Source organism: Mycolicibacterium lutetiense (assembly GCF_017876775.1).
Lineage (GTDB): Bacteria > Actinomycetota > Actinomycetes > Mycobacteriales > Mycobacteriaceae > Mycobacterium > Mycobacterium lutetiense.
Genome location: NZ_JAGIOP010000002.1, coordinates 3237112 through 3257086, shown reverse-complemented (window position 1 = coordinate 3257086; position 19975 = coordinate 3237112). Strand labels below are relative to the sequence as shown.

The window sequence follows — 19975 nt, the reverse complement described above, 5'->3', positions numbered from 1 at the left end:
CAAACCGAAGCGCGGTTAGCATGACCGGCATGACCGGGGGATTGACTGCCGAAGATGTTCGCAGCACCGAATTTTCGAAGCCGAAGCTGGGCAAACGGGGCTATGACAAGAAGTCGGTGGACGATTTTCTTGCGCTGGTGGCCCGGCGGCTGGACGGGCGTGGGCACCTCGGTGCCGATGATGTTCGAAACATCGCGTTTCGGAGTCCGCCGATTTTTCGCCGTGGCTACAACGAAGACGAAGTAGACGGGCTGCTCGACGCGGTAGTCGCCACGCTCGAGCAGTAACCACCGGAGACGTTGGGGGACGGTGCCGTCACTGCGCCTCACGGCGAGTGGTCGCTCGAAGCGACGGTTCTGGTGTTGGGGCCCGGGGCAATGCCCGGCACCGTCCGCGGGTGTAACGACACACCCCGGGCCCCTATTCCTCCCCCAGTGGAAACTTGCCCTCGCCCTGCCGGCCCCTCGAATCGGCAGGGAAAGGGCGAAACAAGATTTTGAATTGCGCCGATTCTGGGATCAGGCGGCTTCGGGGAAGACCAGGCCCAGCTTGCGCACCGGGTAGCCGTTGCGCTCGGCGAGCGATCGCAGCTGCTTGAGCGCGAAGCTGCGGCCACGGCCCGCTTCGGGAACCATGATGCCGGCCCAGAGCCCTTCCGCGCGGGGAAGTTCGCAGGCCTCGCGAGCACACAGCCAGCGCCGGGGGCATTCCCGGCAGATGACCTTGGCCTGCTCGTCGGGGGTGGAGGTCCACCGCTCCGGGTTGCTGGTGCAAACGCCGAGCGGGATGCCGTTGGCCATGAGTGCGTTCATGCTGCTGCTCCTGTAAGGGCTCCTGTTGCGGTGTGTACCGCGTTGAGGGGAACGCTATAGCAAGAACCGTAGCGATGCAACAGTTTGGTTGAAACTGCAGCAGTGCAGCGCTACGGAAGTTTGCATTGGTAATGATGCGGGACCACCAGCGGAAAGCGTCGATGTATCCAAAATCGCACGTCAGGGCGCTTAGGGTACTTCGATGTACCCGTAGCAGAGCTGCGGTTTGTCCCGCCGAGAAGCCGTAGCATCGAAGTTGTTTGCTGCGGATGCGAAAAAACCAAGGCGTAGCGGTGCTGCGGTCTGGGGTTAGGATTGAGGGGTCCCGGCAACCGCTCCAGCACCCGCGCTGAAGCTGAGCACATCGGCGAGGAACAGCCCCGTATGACCGACGCTGAGTACGATCTCGCCACCGGTGAGTTCGATGTCGGACTTATCCGCGCTGGTGCTGCCGCCGCAGCCCGGCGCCGGGAACTCGATATCAGCCAGCGCAGCCTTGCCGCCGACGGAATCATCAACGCCGGAGCGCTCATCGCGTTCGAGAAGGGTCGCAGTTGGCCCCGCGAGCGCACCCGGCTCAAGCTCGAAGAGGTGTTGCGCTGGCCGCCAGGCACGATCGCCCGGTTGCGTCAGGGTGGGTCGGTACCCGATCCGACGATGCCTGCACCGGCCCACATCGAGCCGCCCACCGTGGTCACCGCACAACCGTCCGCCGTGCGGTTGGCGACGACACCGCCGGCCAGCGAAGAGGTACCGCTGATCGCCCAGGCGGTCCTGACGGCAGTGAACACCCTCGAGTCGACGATCGCGACGTTGCCCGCCGTCGGGGATCCGGAGTTCACGCCGCGGGTCACCTCGGTCCTGGCTGACCTGCGTCAGCTCGAGGCGGTGGCAGCCCGTGCGGCGCGGCTGAGCATGGTGACCCCGGCGCTGATCAAGGCGCTCAGTGCGGTGCGGCGCCAGATCGATGAGCTGACCACCCTCGCCGCCACCGCACCCGGCGCCACGCTCGGGCAGCGCCTGTATGCCGCCCGTCGGCAGTCGAATCTCACGATCAGCGAAACTGCAACGGCCGCCGGCGTTTCCGAGGACATCGTGGCGCGCGCCGAGGCGGAATATCCGGTCGACGCGTCCGCGGTCCACGCCCTGGAGGGGCTCATCGGCGCAATGCGCTGATCAGCCCGGCTGGCGGTCCCGCCGCTCGTCGTGCGTCGGGAAATGCTCGGCAAGAGCCGCGGCGATCTCCAGGAACCGGCGCCGGGTCGGGGTCGACATCTCCCGGGGATCGACGACGCCACCGGGGCGCAGATGCCCGTCGAACGGCACCTCGATCACCCGCTGGCCCTGACCCGAGAACTGTCCGGCCAGGATCGTGCGTGTGCGTTTGTCGGCGTGGCCGTCGGAGTCGTTGAGTACCACGACGGTGCGCTGCAGCAGTTCCGTCATCTCGTGGGCGGCCAGCCAGTCCAGCGTCTGTCCGGCGGTGGCGGCGCCGTCGACCCACGGGGACGACACCACGATCAGGCCGTCGAGGTCGCGCAGCACTTCCTGGGTCACCGGTGAGTCCATCGTCGAGCTGCAGTCCACCACCGAGATGGAGAAGTGCCTGTCGAGCCGGGTGGTGGCCTCGCGGTAGATGGCCGCGTCCAGGACGCGGCGGCGGGCCGGGGTGCCCTCGCCGGCCAGCACGAACAAGCCGGCGGCGTTGGTCCCGACGCGACTGCGCACATCGGCGAACGAGTCCAGGTGTTTGTCGTTGGCCAGCTCCCAGTACGAGCTCTGGGCCTGGGGGTCGACGCGGCTGCCGAGCTTGCCGAAAGACGTGTCGGCGTCGATGGCCACCACGCGATCGTCCTGGCGCAACTGGGCGAAGATCGATCCGATGCTGGCCGAGACGGTGGTCTTGCCGACCCCGCCCTTGCCCATCACCCCGACTTTGTAGTGGCCGCGCAGGAGGCCCTTGATCTTGGCCTCCAATTCGGCGACTCGAAGGTCTTCCGACGACGGGCCGGGATTGATCATCCCGAATGTGGCCCGGTACACGAGCAATCGCCACCCGCTGCCCGGCGGCTGACGCTTCGGCGGAACGAGGTCGTTCACCCGGATGCGGTCGGCGTATGACCCGGCGGGCCCTCCGGGCGCGGCGGCCGCACCGGGATCCGGTGCGAATCCGCCTTCGGCGGGCCAGGGTTGACCGGGTGGCGGTCCGTACGGCTGCTGCGGCGGACCTCCGGGGCCGGGCGGACGCTGCGACGGAAGCTGCCAGCCGGGCGGGTTGTGCTCCCACGCATCCGGCCGGTGTCCGGGCTGGCCCATGTTCGGTGGCGGTGCGGGCGGTGCAGGCGGAGCCGGAGGTGGGGGAGGCGGCACTTGCTGCTGCGGCGGGGCCGGCGGTGCGGGCGGCGCCTCCCGGAAAGTGTTGCGGGCGCGCTCCGCGTCGCGGTCGACGGGTACCACTTGCGATGGTCCGGGATCGTTGGAGTCGGAACTCGCCGGAATCTTCGACGGCACGAAATCCACCGGGGGCCGTCCAGGTATCGACGGCGGCGGCTCTGGTGGCTTGCGGCGGGTCGGCCGGGTGTCGGGTTCGAAGTGTGATTCCTCCGGACCCGTCCAGCCGAGCTCTCTACGCAAGGTGTCGTCGGGGTCGGGCACGCCTCAATCTCCTCCGGAACTCACACAAGGGAACTTTGTCCGTGTTCAAGTATCGACTACAACCGGTCCGGCTTGCAGGTTCCGCCCGTAATCCGGCGGAACTGACGCCGCAGCAAATTTAGGCGGCAAATCTCCTAGTGGGTCGCAAAGGGGCCCGACGGTGCCTCGGGCGGTACCCCGAATCGCCCTTGCGCCGGCGTCCCGGAGATGCCGCGCGGACGTCCGGCCCACCTCCACCGATGCCGCTGGAAAACCGGCCCCTCGCAGGCAATAGACCGTGGTCGGAGGAACTTTTGGGGCGGCCATCCGGGGGCCGTCTGAGGCGCGAAATTGGTGCGATGACCGGGTCGAATGCGCTGGTAATCTCGGTTCCGGCGAAGGGGACACGGGGCATGGGACTGCTGGGGGAGATTGCCGATATCGGCAAAGGCGTGATCGAGAGCAACCTGAAGTGGACCGAGCGTGCCGCGAAGGTCGGCGGCCAGATGGTCGATCTCAGCCAGCAGGCCGCCAGCTTCCTCTCATCGCAGCTCGGCCCGCGTCTGATCAGAGGTGCTCGGTCGCCGATCCTGGTGGCCGGTCAGCAGACCATCGAGTCGATGAAGCACAGCACCGGAGTCGGCGATCCGGAGGACGGGCAGCGTTTCGGTGCGGGGGCGGACACGATGGGCGCGGTCGGGCAGGTGCTCGTGTCGGCTTTCCCCGACGACAGCTGGGACAGCAGCGGGGCCAGCGCCTACGCGGGCCGCAACACCGAACAGGTCGGCCGGGTCCAGACGATGCTCGGGTTGGACAACATGGTGGCCGGGGTGCTGTCCACCGAGGCCGGCCAGATCGCGGCCACCCGGGACAGCCTCGACGAACACTCCGACTGGTTGGGCGCGATGAGCCTGCTCACCACGAGCGCCGGAATCGTTCCTGGTTTCGGGACGGCAGCGCAGATGGCCGCCGAGTTCGCGATGGTGGCCAAGGCCGTCGGCGACTCGAACAGCGACCTCAAGACTCTGTGCGGCCACATCGACGAGAACGCGGCCGTATTGCAGACCGCGGCGGCGCAATACGAGAGCCTGGCCGGCGACGCCAGTGCCACCGGTGCGGAGTTCGAGCCACCGGCCGGCGATCCCGAGGTATCCACTGCACCGGGAGATCCGCAGGCCACAGATCCGGGTGTCCCCACCGGCGGTGGCGATGCCCCGTCGGGCGGAGGCGGCACTGTCCCCTCGGCCGGCGGTGGGGGCGGTACTCCGTCGGGCTCCTCGTCAGCGCCCGCGATGCCCACGAGCATGTCCGGTACGGGCGCCCCGTCGTCCGATGTGGCCGCGAATGCGGCCGGCGCCCTGGGCGGGATCCTGGGCTCGCTGGTGAGCCCGCTCAGCGGAATCCTCGGCGGGATCACCCAGGCGTTCGGACAGGCAGCGCAGGCGGCCACGCAGGCCGGGACCCAGGCGGCGCAGATGGCCGGGCAGGCGGGTGGCCTCGCCGATGCCGCCGAGCTCGACAAGGCGTCAGGCACCACCGGTCTCGATGCCGACGACCGAGACGGCCGGGACGACGAGGATCGGGATGGCCGCGACGAGCACGACAAAGACGACAAGGACGCCGCGGACCGCGAGAAGGACGGCGACGGCGAGGAGCAGGCGGACGAGCCCGAAGAGGGCGAGGTCGGTGGCGTGCCTGACACCGATTCAGCGGGTGGGCCGGCCGACCCGCTGGGCGCCGGCGCGGACGACGAGGCCGCCAAGACATTGCCTCCGAACCTGGAGGCCATGGCCGCCGGCGGCGCCGCGGCGGGTCCCGCTCCGGTGCACGTTGGGGCCGATTTCGAGCAGGGCCAGCTGTATGTGGCAGCGGCGGCTACATTAGATCGCGGTGTACCCGGGTCTGCGGCCGTGGTCGACAGGTAAGAATTCGGGGACAGGGATCGAGGGGAATTGCATGGCGGGTGAGTTGCGGGTTGCCACCGCGCATTTGTACGAGCTATCGGCCAAACAGGGCCAGGCTGCGATCAGTCTGACCGTGGCTACCGGCGTGGTCGAAGGTGTCGACAGCGCGGTTCGCCTGACGCATGGGCCGATTTCGTCGTCGACGGCTTCGGCCGTAGCGGCCGCGCTCAACGCGCGTCGTGTTGCGGGAGCCGGTATGGCCAGTGTGTCGCGCGAGCTCGGGGCGAAGCTCTCCCGTGCCGCGAGCCGGTATGACCGGACTGATTCGACGATGTCCGGCGCCCTCCGTGGGACCGTTCGGTAGCGGGGGCGCGGACGATGACTACTCCTTATGGAGCCGACGCGAATGTTCAGGCGATCGACGATGTCGTCGGGGTCGAGCTGACCATCGACGGGATGCTGGTGGTCGCCGACAGGCTGGGGTTGACCGATTTCCCGCCCTCGATGGGAATCCGGCTGAACATTCCGCAGCCTGATCTGCGCAACATCGTGTGGGAACAGGTGACCCGTGACCTCACGGCCCAGGGCGTGCTGGATGTGTACGGCACCCCCCACCCCGAGGTGGCGGCGATGCTCGACACCCTGAGCCGGCCCGAGCGGACCCTGGAGGGGCGCTGGTGGCGCCGCGATCTCGGCGGCAAGATGATCCGATTCGTGGTGTGCCGCAAGGGTGGTCGGCATGTGGTCGCCGCCCGCGACAACGACATGCTGGTGTTGCAGCGGGTGGCTGCGCAGGTGGGTCTGGCCGGCATGGTGATGACCGTGCTCGGCGAAGGCCAACCGGCCAGCGTGGAGCCGTTGACCGGAGTCGCGGCGACCCTGGCCAATTGCAGGACCGCTGACGAGCTGACCGGCTACGGAATCCCGCCGACCTCGGCCCGGGTCTACGCGAACATCATCTCCGAGCCCGAGAGCTGGGTGGAACTCGTGGTGTCCGAGCGGAATCCGGGCGGCACCACCGCTCAGGTCGACGTGGCTGCGGGTGTGCTCGACTCGAAGCAGGGACGCATCGTGTCCATTCCGCGCCGGGTGAACGGGGAGCTCTACGGCAGCTTCCTGACCGGGACCAAGGACAACCTGCAGCGGGCTTTGGACGGTTTGATCGAGTTCCTACCGTCGGGTTCGTGGTTCGACAAATCTGAGTCGGACAGCTCCTACGGGTACTGAAAGAGGCCGCCACGGTGGGTGACTTTCCGCCACATTCTCCGGACGACGATGACGACTATGACGGCCTCTCGGCGCTGGATTCCTCGGACTCGGATGACGATTCGAACGCAGCGGGCCTCGATGCGCTCGGGACGTACGACGACTTCGTGCCCGCCGACGATGCGGTATCCGGCGACGGGTTCGAGGCCATGGTCGTCGGCGAAGACGAAGAGCTCACGTTGCCGCTGTTCACCGTCACCAATCCGCCCGAAACCGTCACGGTGACGGCGTTCATGGATGGCCGGGTGCATCAGATCGAGTTGGCGCCGAATGTCACCAATCTGACCGAACGGGATCTGGCCGAGGAGATCCTGGTGATCGCGGGCCTGGCTGCTCAACAGGCCAAGTCCGCCCAGTACTCGTTCATGCTCGCGGGAATGCGGGAGCATGGACACGACGACGCGGCGACCCGCGACTTTCTCACCCGCGACCTGGATCTACCTACCCCGGAGCAAGCAGATGATGCTCGGGCCCAGGTCTTTTCGACCCGCTATGGAGGCGACGATGGCTGACCACCTTGCTGGAATGTTCGGTAGCGCGGTCGGCATGCTGTCCGGCTCGCCGGCCCGCTCACTCGAGATATTCACCGAGATCACCAATTACGACGAAACCGCCTGTGATGCGTGGGTGGGTCGGATCCGGTGTGGTGACACGGACCGGGTGACGTTGTTCCGGGCCTGGTACTCGCGCTCGAACTTCGGCCAGTTGGCCGGCGCGGCCGAGATCTCGATGAACAGTGTCGGGGCGCGGATCCCGATCGGCGGCATCTTCGGGAAGGAGATCTCCTACCCGATCAACTCGCCGTTGGCGATCACCCTGGGCTTCGCCGTGCAGGAGGCGAACGAGGGCAGCTACGCCGACGCGATGGAGGCCTTGGAAGACGCCCCCGCGGGCGGGTCCGAACATCTGGTGGCCTGGGTCAAGGCGGTGGTCTACGGTGCGGGGCAGCGCTGGACCGACGTGATCGAGCAGGTACGCGGCGCCGATCAGTGGCCGGACAAGTTCCTGGCCGCCGCGGCCGGTGTGGCTCATGGGGTGGCGGCGGCCAACCTCGGGTTGTTCACCGAAGCCGACCGACGCCTCACCGCTGCGGACGGTACGCCGGCCGCGGCCGCCTGCTCACGGCCCATCGCCTGGTTCCTGGCGATGGCTCGGCGCGCCCAGGGCAACGAAGAGTCCGCCCAGGTTCTCCTGGAGTGGTTGCAGGCGAACTTCCCCGAGCCCAAGGTCACTGCGGCACTGCGAGATCCGGCCTATCGGCTGGAGACCACGACGGCCGAGAAGATCGCGGCCCGCACCGATCCGTGGGATCCGTCCAGCGTGGTGGCCGATACCTCCGGGCGCGACAAGCTGCTCGCCGAGGCACAGGCCGAGCTGGACAAGCAGATCGGTCTGAGCCGGGTCAAGGAGCAGATCGAGGCCTACCGGGCCGCGACCCAGATGGCCAGGATTCGCGCCGCCCGCGGCATGAAGGTGGCACAGACCTCCAAGCACATGATCTTCGCGGGCCCTCCCGGCACGGGTAAGACGACGATCGCGCGGGTGGTGGCCAACATCCTGGCCGGCCTCGGGGTGATCGCCGAACCGAAGCTGATCGAAACCTCGCGTAAGGATTTCGTCGCGGAGTACGAAGGCCAGTCGGCGGTGAAGACGGCCAAGACGATCGACCGCGCCCTGGGTGGCGTGCTGTTCATCGACGAGGCCTACACCCTGGTGCAGGAGCGCGACGGCCGTGCCGACCCGTTCGGCACCGAGGCGCTGGACACCCTGCTGGCCCGGATGGAGAACGACCGTGACCGTCTGGTGGTCATCATCGCCGGGTACAGCAATGACATAGACCGGTTGTTGGAGGCCAACGACGGCCTGCGTTCCCGGTTCGCCACTCGCATCGAGTTCGACTCGTACTCGCCCGACGACATTGTCGAGATCGCCAAAGTCATTGCCAAGTCGAATGATTCGTGGCTCGACGATGATGCCTGCAAGCGTGTTCACGAGGCGGCCTCACTATTGGGCCAGCGCAGGCTCAACAACAAGCCCGCGCTGGACATCGCCGGCAACGGTCGCTACGCCCGGCAGCTGGTGGAGGCGGGTGAGCAGAACCGCGACATGCGGCTGTCCCGGTCGTTGGACTTCGAAAGTCTGGGTGTCGAGCAGCTCAGTGAGGTCAACGGAGATGACATGTCGGCGGCGATCGCGGCGGTGCACTCCCGCCTGAACGTCGGCGAATAGAGGTGGCAGGCTTCCGGCTCACCACCAAGGTCCAGGTCAGCGGCTGGCGCTTCCTGCTGCGCCGCGTCGAGCACGCGATCGTGCGTCGGGACACCCGAATGTTCGACGATCCGTTGCAGTTCTACAGCCGTGCGGTATTCGCCGGTGTGGTGGTCTCGGTGCTGATCTGCCTCGGCGCCGGGATGATGGCGTACTTCAAGCCGCTGGGCAAGCAGGGCAGTGACCAGCTGGTGGTGGACCGCACCACCAATCAGCTCTACGTGATGTTGCCGGGCAGCGGCCAGTTGCGCCCGGTGTACAACCTGACCTCGGCCCGGTTGGCGCTCGGCAACTCCGGTACCCCGTCCGCGGTGAAGTCCGAGGAACTCAATCGGTTGCCCAAGGGGCAGCCGATCGGCATCCCCGGCGCGCCGTACGCCACGCCGACCGGTGTGCCCGCGTCGCGGTGGACGCTGTGCGACACCGTGGCCAAGCCGGACAGCTCGGCACCCAAGGTCGAATCCTCGATCCTGATCAGGTCGCTGACAATGGATTCCGCGGTCGGTCCGATGCGCCCCAACCAGGGCATGCTGGTGTCCTTCGAGGGCGGCAACTGGCTGGTGACCGCGGATGGCCGGCACAGCATCGACCTGTCCGACCGGGCGGTGAGCTCCGCGGTGGGCATCCCGGTCACCGCGAAGGCCACGCCGGTCTCGGAAGGGCTGTTCAACGCACTGGCCAACCGGGGGCCCTGGCAGCTGCCGGGCATTCCGGCCACCGGCGCTCCCAATACTGTTGGGCTGCCGGAGAATCTGGTGATCGGTTCGGTGTTCCAGACGGCCACCGAATCCGATCCGCAGCATTACGTGGTGTTGCCGGACGGGGTGGCCCGCGTCAACAACACCACGGCTGCGGCCCTGCGGGCCACCAACTCCTACGGTCTGATGAAGCCGCCGTCGGTGGAGGCCAGCCAGGTCGCGAAGATCGCCGAGCGGGTGTACGGCTCGCCGTTGCCGGACGAGCCGCTCGAGGTGCTGCTGCGTCAGGACTCGCCGGTGTTGTGCTGGGCCTGGCAGCGTGAACCCGGCGATCAGGCGCCCAAGACCACCGTCATCGCCGGTCGTCGGCTGCCGATCCCGTCGTCGGCGGTCGGTACCGGGATCGACCAGATCGGCGGTGACGCAACGGTGTACATCGAAGGCGGCCAGTTCCTGCGGCTGCAGTCGCCGGACCCGCGGGTGGGCGAGAGCCTCTATTACATCGACCCGCAAGGAGTGCGGTACGGCATCGCCAATGATGATGCCGCCAAGAATCTGGGCTTGTCCGGTGCGGTGAATGCACCGTGGCAGGTCGTCGGGCTGCTGGTGGAGGGCCCGGTGTTGTCGAAGGACGCGGCGTTGCTTGAGCACGACACGCTGCCTGCCGACCCCAATCCGCGCAAAGTGGAAAGCAAGCAAGGCCAATGACGACGAAGAAGTTCACCCCGACGATCAAGCGGGGACCGCGACTGACACCGGGCGAGATCAATGTTGCCCCACCGGATGACCTCGGGATCGATATCCCGCCCTCGGGTATGCAGAAGGCCATGCCCTGGGTCATGGGTGGCTGCATGCTCGGCATGATCGCGATCATGATCTTCACCGGCGTGCGCCAGCTGTCCCCGTACATGCTGATGATGCCGTTGATGATGATCATGGGCACCGTCGGCATGATGGGCAGCGGCGGGGGCGGCGGCAAGAAGGTTCCCGAGATCAACGCCGACCGTAAGGAATACCTGCGGTACCTGGCCGGGCTGCGTACCCGTGTGACGTCGTCGGCGTCGGCCCAGGTGGCCTTCTTCGGTTACCACGCACCGCATCCCGACGATTTGTTGTCGATCATCGGCACTCACCGGCAGTGGTCGCGTCAGGCCAATTCCGACTTCTACGCCGCGACCCGGATCGGCATCGGCGCCGAGATCGCGGTGGACCGGCTGCTCAAGCCGAACACCAGCGGCGAGTTGGCCGGTCCGCAGGGCGCGCCGCAGCCCCACCTGGAGCCGGTCAGCCACATGTGGGTGACGAAGTTCCTGCGAACCCACGGCCTGATCCACGATTGCCCGAAACTTGTTCAGCTGCGGACCTTTCCGACGATTGCCGTGGGCGGCGACGCGGCGGGGGCCGAGGGGCTGCTGACCGCGATGGTCTGTCATCTGGCGGTGTTCCATCCGCCGGACCTGCTGCAGATCCGGGTGCTCACCGACAACCCGGAAGATCCGAAGTGGGCGTGGCTCAAGTGGTTGCCGCACGTCCAGCACCAGACCGATACCGACGCGGCCGGCCCCACCCGCCTGGTCTACACGCGCCCCGACGGTCTGAGTGATCTGACCGCGCGCGGCCCGCACAGCGCCGACGCCGCACCCGGCGGTCCGTACGTCATCGTGGTGGATCTGACCGGTGGCAAGGCCGGCTTCCCGGTCGACGGCCGGGCCGGCGTCACGGTGCTCACCCTGGGTAATCACCGGGGTTCGGCGTACCGGCTTCGGGCCGATGCCGACGGAACCGCCGACGACAAGCTGCCGAACCAGAACTACCGCGAGGTGACGCGGGTCGTCGACCGGATGACCCCGGCGCAGGCCGGCCGGATCGCCCGCAAGCTGGCCGGCTGGTCGATCACCGGGACGATCATCGACAAGAACGTCCGGGTGCAGAAGAAAGTCTCCAAGGAATGGCACCACCTGGTGGGTGCCAAGTCGGTCGAGGAGGTGACCCCGGCGCGCTGGCGGATGTTCACCGATACCGACCGGGACCGGCTCAAGATCCCGTTCGGGCACGAGCTCAAGTCCGGCGAGGTGATGACGCTGGACATCAAGGAAGGCGCCGAGTTCGGTGCCGGCCCGCACGGCATGCTGATCGGAACCACCGGTTCGGGTAAGTCGGAGTTCCTGCGCACCATGATCCTGTCGCTGGTGGCCACCCACCACCCCGACCAGATCAACTTGCTGCTCACCGACTTCAAGGGCGGTTCGACCTTCCTGGGCATGGAGAAACTGCCGCACACCGCGGCCGTCGTCACCAACATGGAAGAGGAAGCCGAGCTGGTCGGCCGGATGGGCGAGGTGCTCACCGGTGAACTCGACCGGCGCCAGCAGATCCTGCGTCAGGCCGGTATGCAGGTGGGTGCCGCCGGTGCGCTGTCCGGTGTGGCCGAGTACGAGAAGCACCGCGAGCGCGGTGCGGACCTTCCGCCGTTGCCGACGTTGTTCGTGGTGGTCGACGAGTTCGCCGAGTTGCTGCAGAACCACCCGGACTTCATCGCGCTGTTCGACCGCATCTGTCGCGTGGGCCGATCACTGCGTGTCCACCTGCTGCTGGCCACCCAGTCGCTGAACACCGGCGGCGTGCGGATCGACAAGCTCGAGCCGAACCTGACTTACCGAATTGCGTTGCGTACCACCAGCTCTTCGGAGTCCAAGGCGGTGATCGGTACGCCCGAGGCGCAGTACATCACCAACAAGGAGAGTGGTGTGGGCTTCCTGCGGGTGGGTATGGAGGATCCGGTGAAGTTCAGCACGCTCTACACCGGGTCCAACTACGTTCCCGAGGTGGAGGAGTCGGCCGACGGTGAGGCCAGGCCACGCTCGCAGCGTCAAGCCCGGGTGCGGATTCATCAGTTCACGACGACACCGATTTTTGATACGGCGGTGAGCTCATGAGTACAGATGCCGAACCGAGGGTCCTGCGCGAGGTCGTCCTCGGGCAGTTGGGCACCGGTGAGATCCGCGCCTACAAGATGTGGTTGCCGCCGCTGACCGATCCGACCCCGGTCAACGAGTTGATCGAGCGCGACCATCAGCGTCATCCGCTGCGCTTCGCGCTGGGAATCATGGATGAGCCGCGTCGGCACCGGCAGGACATCTGGGGCGTCGATGTCTCGGCGGCCGGCGGCAACATCGCGATCGGCGGTGCCCCGCAGACCGGCAAGTCGACCTTCCTGCAGACGCTGATGTTGTCGGCCGCGGCCACCCATTCACCGCGAGAGGTGCAGTTCTACTGCATCGACCTCGGTGGCGGTGGCCTGATGTACATGGAAGACCTGCCGCACGTGGGTGGCGTGGCCACCCGTGCCGAGCCGGACCGGGTCAACCGGGTGGTGGCTGAGGTCAAAGCGGTTCTCAGGGCCCGTGAGCAGGTGTTCAAGCAGTACCGGGTGGGCTCGGTCTCGGCCTACCGCGAGATGCGGCAGGATCCGAACAACCCGGCCGCGCAGGATCCCTTCGGTGACGTCTTCCTGGTGATCGACGGTTGGCCGGCGTTCGTGGCCGATTTCCCCGACCTCGAGCCCGCCGTGCAGGACCTGGCCGGCCAGGGGCTGGCGTACGGCGTGCACGTCATCATCTCCACCCCGCGCTGGACCGAGCTCAAGTCACGTGTGCGTGACTACCTGGGCACCAAGATCGAATTCCGGCTGGGCGATGTGAATGAGACCCAGATCGACCGCATCACCCGCGACATCCCGGCCAACCGGCCGGGGCGGGCCGTTTCGCTCGAGAAGCATCACCTGATGATCGGGGTACCTCGACTGGACGGTGTCCCCAGCTCCGCCAACATCGTCGACGCGATCACGGCGGGCGTGCGGGAAGTCGCCTCGCGGTACACCGACCAGGCACCGCAGGTCCGGGTGCTGCCGGAGAAGGTCTACCTGCATCAGCTCGACCCGAACCCGCCGGGACCCGACGCCGACTACCGGACCCGCTGGCAGGTGCCGCTCGGGGTGCGTGAGTCCGATCTCGCGGTCGCGTACAACCAGATGAACATGACGCCGCATCTGCTGATCTTCGGCGCTCCGAAGTCGGGTAAGACCACCATCGCGCAGGCGGTGGCCAAGGCGATCTGCTCCCGCAACAGTCCCGATCAGGTGCGGTTCATGCTGGCCGACTACCGGTCGGGCCTGCTCGACGCGGTGCCCGATTCGCATCTGCTGGCCGCCGGCGCGATCAACCGCAACAGCGCATCGTTGGAGGAGTCGATCAAGGCGCTGGCGTCCAACCTCAAGAAGCGGCTGCCGCCGCCCGACCTGACCACCGCCCAGTTGCGGGCCAGGTCATGGTGGAGCGGTCCGGACATCGTCCTGCTGGTCGACGACTGGCACATGATCGTGGCCGCGGCCGGCATGATGTCGCCGATGGCACCGTTGGGGCCGCTACTGCCTGCCGCCGCGGATATCGGCCTGCATGTCATCGTGACGTGCCAGATGAGCCTGGCGCACCGGGCCACGATGGATAAGTTCGTGGGCGCCGCCTATGGCGCCGGTTCGCCGACCTTGTTCCTCTCGGGCGAGAAGAACGACTTCCCGTCGCGCGAGATCATCGTCAAGAAAAGGCCGCCTGGCCAGGCGTTTATGGTCGCGCCGGAGGGCAAGGAAGTCATTCAGGCGGCCTATGTCGATCCACCGGAAGAATAAGTGTGCGCAGCACCCCAAAAGGGCAGTTAGTATTTAGGCAACGCACTCAGCAACGCTGGCGGCGGCCCGTCAGCAAAGGAATCGGGGGACAGATTCCTTGACGACTTGGCAAACTTTCTGCCACGTCGCCTCTGGGTGCTTGTCCCTGGTTATTTGTAATCGAAACAGGGGAGCAAGCAAATGCAACCGATGATGCACAACCCGGGCGCCGAAGGTGTTGCGGCACAGGTGATCGCAAACGCGGCCCGCGGTCTGGCCGGCGGCACCACCGCTACTGCGGCCGTCACCGCCCTGGTTCCGGCCGGCGCTGACGAGGTCTCGGTAATCGCTGCGATGGCCTTCGCCAGCGAGGGAGTCGAGGCTCTTGCCGCGAATTCGTTCGCCCAGGAGGAACTCACCCGGGCGGGCGCGGCGTACCAGGAGATCGCGGGTATCTACAACGCGGTCGACGCAGCTCAGGCCACCACGCTTTAGCATCTCGCAGGCAAATTCGTCAGAGATAGGTTCGTCCAGCAATGGTCATGGCACCACCGGTTCCGCCGACCTGGTTTGCATTGCCGCCAGAGGTCAACACCGCGCGCTTGATGTTGGGTGCCGGCCCGGCCCCGATGCTGCAGGCGACAGCGGGCTGGGAGGGTCTGGCCATCCTGCTGGAGACCCAGGCCGACGAGCTGGCCGGGGCGCTGAGCGCCCTGACCTCGGTGTGGAATGGCGCGGCAAGTGAACGCGCCGTCTCGTCAACCATGCCGATGATCATGTGGCTGCGGACCATGGTGCTGCAGGCGCAGAAGCGGGCGTTGCAGGCAAGCGCCCAGGCGAGCTCGTACACCCTCGCTCTGACGACTACTCCGCCGATTCCGGAGATCGAGCAGAACCACGTCACGAACGCAGTCCTGAACGCCACCAACTTCCTCGGCATCAACACCATGCCGATCGGGTTGAACGAGATGGACTACTTCGTCCGGATGTGGAACCAGGCTGCCGGTGCGATGGAGGCGTATCACGCCGAAACCACCGCCAACCTGCTGTTCGAGCCGATCATGCCGATGCAGCCGATCGTGATGCCCGGGATCGGTGAGACGACCGCGGCGGCCGCGGTGGCCTCGACGGCGCCGCGGACGGTTCAGGGCCTGATGCGCAACGCGATCATCGAGGGTGTCAGCGCCAAGGCCACCATCGAGTCGGTGGCACTGAACGCGGGGCGGACTTCGGCCTGGGTCAACCATGCCGAGCAGCAAGGGGTCGGGGCCGCCAACAAGGGCGAGAACGCCGCGCGGCAGGAGCAGAACCCGAGCGACAAGAACCCCATGCAGCAGGGCATGCAGATGGCTATGCAGATGGGTCAACAGGCCGGGCAGTTGGCCGGCCAGCTCCCGCAGATGATGCAGAGCCCGATGCAGATGATGACCCAGCCGTTGCAGCAGGTCACCCAGATGGTGAGTCAGTTCGCCGGAATGGGCGGCAGCGACAAGGGCATGCAGATGGGCCTGATGGGGGCGATGCCGTTCTCGAACCATCCGCTGGCTGGGGGCGCCGGTCCGAGTTCGGGCGCGGGCCTGGTGCGTGCGGCGTCGCTGCCGGGTGCGCTCGGATCTCCGCCGCGCACCGCGCTGCTGTCCAGCATGTTGGGCATCAGCGGGGAGGCCAAGCCCTTGTCCGGTGGGGCTCTGGGTGCTGGGGGTCCGGTGGCACCGGTCTCCAGCGGCGCCGGTGGAGGCGGGGCACCGATGACCGGTGCCGGGCACAAGGACAAGACGAGCAGCGGCGGGACCAAGGACGGACTGGTCTCACCGACAGCGCTCACCTACGACAATGACGATTCAGATGACGGGGACGACGACTGGTAGTGCGTCGTCCACAACCAAGAACTTTCCGGCCACCCGGTCGGAGGACTCGCCAAACTTCTTTCTGGTGAGGACAAGGAAAAATAAGGGGAATCCAACATGGCACAGATGAATACAGATGCCGCCGTCCTCGCCAAGGAGGCTGCTAATTTCGAGCGCATCTCGGGTGAGCTGAAGAGCGTCATCGCTCAGGTCGAGTCGACCGGCGGCGCCCTGGCTGCCCAGATGCAGGGCCAGGCCGGCACCGCCGCCCAGTCCGCGCTGCTGCGGTTCCAGGAGGCTGCTGACAAGCAGATCCAGGAGCTTAACGACATCTCGACCAACATCCACACCTCGGGTACCCAGTACACGAGCACCGACGACGACCAGGCCAGCACGCTGTCGTCGGCGATGAACATCTGACCTAACTCACCTCAAGAACGGAGACAAACACATGACTGAACAGGTTTGGAATTTCGCCGGTATCGAAGGCGGAGCCAGCGAGATCCAGGGTGCCGTCGGCACCACCGCCGGCCTGCTGGACGAGGGCAAGGGCTCGCTCGCCACGCTCTCCTCGGCGTGGGGCGGCTCGGGTTCCGAGGCCTACCAGGCCGTTCAGACCCGTTGGGACAGCACCTCCAACGAGCTGAACACGGCGCTGCAGAACCTCGCTCAGACCATCAGCGAAGCGGGCCAGACGATGGCCCAGACCGAGGCCGGCGTCTCGGGGATGTTTGCCTAGTACGACGCGGCAACAAGCATGCTTTGGTGGGCGGGTGCTCGGACCATCTGGTGATGGCCCGAACCCGCCCACCATTTGCGCTTGGGTGTAAAGATCTAACTATCTGTTTTGACTATCTGAGGGGTCCCCATGTCGGCCGACTATGACCGGCTCTTCCACTCGTCGGAACCGGGTAAACCGGTCGACGACGCCACCGCGATCGTGGATAGAGATGCCATCTTGAAGGCCGCGGCCGCGGGAGCGCCGCCACCGCCGGTCCCGGTCGCAGAGACCAGTTCCACGAGTGTGCCCGTGGCACCTACGGCCCCCACCCAGACTCAGGCTGCCCCGCAGCCCCGCCACGCGGAGACGGCGCCGCAGATGCCGGCGCCGATGGCTCCGCCGCCGGCGAGTGCGCCGCAGTGGCCGAATAATTCCATGTTGCGGGCCCCGCAGCAGCAGATGGGCCATGGCGCACGCCACGAGCAGCCCATGGCCCAGCCCGGTCCGGTTGCGCGCGTCGCGCCCGGCCCGGCGCCGTCGCAGTTCGCCGATCTAGATCCCGAGGTCAGTGGCCAGTGGCGAGCCGGGCAGGCCATTCCCAGCCCGGCCGCGCCCGGGCCCACCTCGGCCGCCTCGATGGGCAACCACCGCGCGATCGACGCGCTCTCGCATGTCGGGGTGAAGACCGGGGTGAAGATGCCGTCCCAGCGCGGATGGCGGCACTGGCTGTATCTCACGACGCGGATCAACCTCGGTCTGTCGCCCGATGAGGTCTACGAACTTGAACTGCAGGGCCGGATCCGGCGTAATGCCCGCGACTCCTACCAGATCGGCGTGTTCGGTCTGAAAGGTGGCGTCGGCAAGACCGCGGTCACGGTCGCGCTGGGATCGGCGATGGCCAAGGTCCGCGGCGACCGCATCCTGGCGATCGACGCCGACCCGGACGGCGGCAACCTGGCCGACCGCGCCGGCCGGCAGTCCGCGGCGACGATCTCCGATCTGCTCGCCGACCAGGAACTGTCGCGCTACAACGACATTCGTGCCTACACGAGCATGAACGGGTCGAACCTCGAGGTGCTGTCCTCCGAGGATTACAGCGGTGCGCAGCGTGAGTTCAACGACGACGACTGGAAGAGCGCCACCTCGGTGGTGTCGCGCTACTACAACCTCGTGCTCGCGGATTGCGGTGCCGGCCTGTTCCAGAAGGCGTCTCGCGGCGTGCTCTCCAGCGTGTCGGGCATGGTCATCGTGGCCAGCGCCTCGATCGACGGCGCCCGGCAGGCCGCCATCACCATGGACTGGATGCGCCAGAACGGCTACCAGGATCTGCTCGGCCGGTCCTGCGTCGTCATCAACCACGTGACGCCGGGTAAGCCCAACGTCGACGTCGAGGATCTGGTGCAGCAGTTCGAGCGCCACGTACCTCCGGGCCGGGTCATCGTGCTGCCGTGGGACAAGCACATCGCCGCGGGCACCGAGATCCAGCTCGAGCTGCTCAGCGATACCTTCGAGCGGCGCATCACCGAACTGGCCGCTGCCCTGTCCGACGATTTCGACAGGCTTGAACGTCGGTGACCGCGACCACTGCGAGCGCCGATACGTCGAGCGCGAAGCCTGGAAGGCCGTCCACCACCAGGGTCACCATCCTCACCGGTAAGCGGATGACGGATCTGGTGTTGCCCGCCGGCCCGGCAATCGAGACCTACATCGACGAAACCGTGAGTGTGCTGGGCGAATTGCTCGAGGACACTCCGAAGGACACCCTCGACGGGTTCGACTTCTCCGAGCAGGGCATGTGGGCGTTCGCCCGCCCGGGTGCGCCGCCGTTGAAGGCCGACGAGTCCCTGGACGATGCCGGGGTGGTCGACGGTTCGCTGCTGACGTTGGTTTCGGTCAGCCGAACCGAGCGGTACCGCCCGCTGGTCGAGGACGTGATCGACGCGATCGCCGTGCTCGACGAGTCTCCGATATTCGACCGCACCGCCCTGAATCGCTTTGTCGGCGTGGCCATCCCGGCAGTTGCCACGGTCATCACCGCCATGTCGTTGGTGTCGTGGGACGGGGCCGGTCAGGGCTGGTGGTGGGCGCTGGCGCTGGGGTTGTTCGGCCTGGGCCTGCTCGGCGGCAGCTTCGCCGCGCAGAGTCGCTACCAGAATCTGGATCTGGCCGAGAGCCTGCTGCTCGCCGCGACGATTGTGCTGGCCGGTGCCGCGGCGCTGGCCGTGCCGTTGCCCTATGACGCCGATTCCCTTGGCGCGCCCCAATTAGCCGGTGCGGGTGCGGTGGTCCTGTTGTTGACGTTGGCGACCCGTGGTGGGCCGCGCGGTCGGGCTGATGTGGCCGCATTCCTGGCCGTGCTGGCGGTCGCTGTCACAGCTGCTGCGATCGCGGTCGGGTACGACGGAACGCCGTGGGTGCCCGCCGGTGCCATCGCATTCGGTTTGATCGTGGTGACCAACGCGGCCAAACTCACTGTCGCGGTTGCCCGTATCGCCCTGCCGCCGATCCCCGCGCCCGGTGAGAGTGTGTCCAACGACGAGCTGCTGGACCCGGTCATCACCCCGGACGAGGTGGACGAGGCCTCGCCCACCTGGAAGGCGATCATCGCCTCGGTGCCGGAATCGGCAGCGCGGCTGCAGGAACGCAGCCAGCTGACCAGCCAGCTGTTGATCGGCTTCCTGTCGGCCGGTTCGCTGGTGCTGTCGGTCGGCGCGATTGCCGTTGTGGTGCAGGGACATTTCTTCGTGCACAGCATGATCGTGGCCGTGCTGGTGGCCGTGATCTGTGGTTTCCGATCGCGGCTGTACGCCGAGCGGTGGTGCTCCTGGGCACTGCTGGCGGCGGCGGTCGCCGTGCCCACCGGTGTGATGGTGCGCTTGTGCCTGTGGAATCCGGGTAGTGCCTGGCTGGTTCTGGCGGTCTACACCGCACTCGGACTGGTCGCGGTGATTGCCGTGGGTGCCACTGACGGTGTCCGTCGGGTGTCGCCGGTGACCAAGCGGATCCTCGAGCTGTCCGACGGCCTCGCCATCGCCGCAGTAATTCCGCTGCTGCTGTGGATCGCCGGGGTGTACGACCTGCTGCGGAACCTGCGGTTGCACTAGCGAAGTCGGGGCTCGGCGGGCGGTGGGGACCGGATGCGTTGGACAGTTCCGGTAGTCC

18 protein-coding genes are annotated in these 19975 nt (G+C 66.9%); 16 read left to right on the top strand and 2 right to left on the bottom strand.

Features of this window, described 5'->3' with window-relative positions; translation table 11 throughout:
* The first annotated feature begins 20 nt into the window (after window positions 1-20).
* Window positions 21-287, top strand: a complete 267-nt coding sequence (locus JOF57_RS24925) for a DivIVA domain-containing protein (RefSeq protein ID WP_209921492.1) — start codon at window positions 21-23, stop codon at window positions 285-287.
* A 231-nt stretch (window positions 288-518) separates the two neighbouring features.
* On the opposite strand, the gene JOF57_RS24920 is transcribed toward JOF57_RS24925, so the two are convergent.
* A complete protein-coding gene (locus JOF57_RS24920; protein ID WP_209921488.1) occupies window positions 519-812 on the bottom strand; it encodes a WhiB family transcriptional regulator in 294 nt (97 codons plus the stop codon).
* Between the two features lie 384 nt (window positions 813-1196).
* Between JOF57_RS24920 and JOF57_RS24915 the strand changes: the two genes are divergently transcribed.
* Entirely contained in the window at window positions 1197-1988 is a 792-nt protein-coding gene (locus JOF57_RS24915) for a transcriptional regulator (protein ID WP_209921485.1), read from the top strand.
* On the opposite strand, the gene JOF57_RS24910 is transcribed toward JOF57_RS24915, so the two are convergent.
* Window positions 1989-3467 carry a MinD/ParA family ATP-binding protein gene (locus JOF57_RS24910; RefSeq protein ID WP_209921446.1) on the bottom strand — a complete coding sequence of 493 codons (1479 nt, stop codon included), beginning with the start codon at window positions 3465-3467 and terminating at the stop codon, window positions 1989-1991.
* A gap of 338 nt (window positions 3468-3805) precedes the next feature.
* Here JOF57_RS24910 and JOF57_RS24905 point away from each other — a divergent pair, with 338 nt between their 5' ends.
* From JOF57_RS24905 to eccD, 14 genes are all read left to right on the top strand, one after another.
* Complete coding sequence (locus JOF57_RS24905; protein ID WP_234938242.1) at window positions 3806-5371, top strand: EspA/EspE family type VII secretion system effector; 1566 nt, start codon at window positions 3806-3808, stop codon at window positions 5369-5371.
* A 31-nt stretch (window positions 5372-5402) separates the two neighbouring features.
* A complete protein-coding gene (locus JOF57_RS24900; protein WP_209921443.1) occupies window positions 5403-5714 on the top strand; it encodes an ESX-1 secretion-associated protein in 312 nt (103 codons plus the stop codon).
* Window positions 5715-5728: 14 nt separating this feature from the next.
* The gene (locus tag JOF57_RS24895) at window positions 5729-6577 is read left to right on the top strand and encodes an ESX secretion-associated protein EspG (RefSeq protein ID WP_209921442.1); all 849 of its coding nucleotides are present in this window, start codon (window positions 5729-5731) and stop codon (window positions 6575-6577) included.
* Between the two features lie 14 nt (window positions 6578-6591).
* Complete coding sequence (locus JOF57_RS24890) at window positions 6592-7128, top strand: YbaB/EbfC family DNA-binding protein (RefSeq protein WP_209921439.1); 537 nt, start codon at window positions 6592-6594, stop codon at window positions 7126-7128.
* Entirely contained in the window at window positions 7121-8845 is a 1725-nt protein-coding gene (gene eccA / locus JOF57_RS24885; protein WP_209921437.1) for a type VII secretion AAA-ATPase EccA, read from the top strand. Before JOF57_RS24890 ends, eccA begins: the two co-directional genes overlap by 8 nt.
* A gap of 2 nt (window positions 8846-8847) precedes the next feature.
* On the top strand, window positions 8848-10290 hold the full coding sequence (gene eccB, locus JOF57_RS24880) for a type VII secretion protein EccB (RefSeq protein WP_209921432.1): 1443 nt from the start codon (window positions 8848-8850) through the stop codon (window positions 10288-10290).
* Window positions 10287-12518 carry a type VII secretion protein EccCa gene (gene eccCa, locus JOF57_RS24875; RefSeq protein WP_209921430.1) on the top strand — a complete coding sequence of 744 codons (2232 nt, stop codon included), beginning with the start codon at window positions 10287-10289 and terminating at the stop codon, window positions 12516-12518. Before eccB ends, eccCa begins: the two co-directional genes overlap by 4 nt.
* Window positions 12515-14266, top strand: a complete 1752-nt coding sequence (gene eccCb, locus JOF57_RS24870) for a type VII secretion protein EccCb (protein ID WP_209921427.1) — start codon at window positions 12515-12517, stop codon at window positions 14264-14266. The genes eccCa and eccCb overlap by 4 nt, the downstream gene beginning before the upstream one ends.
* Before the next feature lie 180 nt (window positions 14267-14446).
* Window positions 14447-14740: a PE domain-containing protein gene (locus JOF57_RS24865; protein WP_209921424.1), complete on the top strand. Its 294-nt coding sequence runs from the start codon at window positions 14447-14449 to the stop codon at window positions 14738-14740.
* Window positions 14741-14781: 41 nt separating this feature from the next.
* Window positions 14782-16113: a PPE family protein gene (locus JOF57_RS24860; RefSeq protein ID WP_209921421.1), complete on the top strand. Its 1332-nt coding sequence runs from the start codon at window positions 14782-14784 to the stop codon at window positions 16111-16113.
* Window positions 16114-16209: 96 nt separating this feature from the next.
* Entirely contained in the window at window positions 16210-16512 is a 303-nt protein-coding gene (locus JOF57_RS24855) for a WXG100 family type VII secretion target (RefSeq protein ID WP_163665945.1), read from the top strand.
* 31 nt (window positions 16513-16543) lie between these two features.
* Window positions 16544-16831, top strand: a complete 288-nt coding sequence (locus JOF57_RS24850; RefSeq protein ID WP_209921418.1) for a WXG100 family type VII secretion target — start codon at window positions 16544-16546, stop codon at window positions 16829-16831.
* A gap of 129 nt (window positions 16832-16960) precedes the next feature.
* Window positions 16961-18388 (top strand): MinD/ParA family ATP-binding protein, encoded by a 1428-nt coding sequence (locus JOF57_RS24845; RefSeq protein ID WP_209921415.1) that lies wholly within the window; start codon window positions 16961-16963, stop codon window positions 18386-18388.
* On the top strand, window positions 18385-19917 hold the full coding sequence (gene eccD / locus JOF57_RS24840; RefSeq protein WP_209921413.1) for a type VII secretion integral membrane protein EccD: 1533 nt from the start codon (window positions 18385-18387) through the stop codon (window positions 19915-19917). The genes JOF57_RS24845 and eccD overlap by 4 nt, the downstream gene beginning before the upstream one ends.
* Window positions 19918-19975 lie beyond the last annotated feature (58 nt).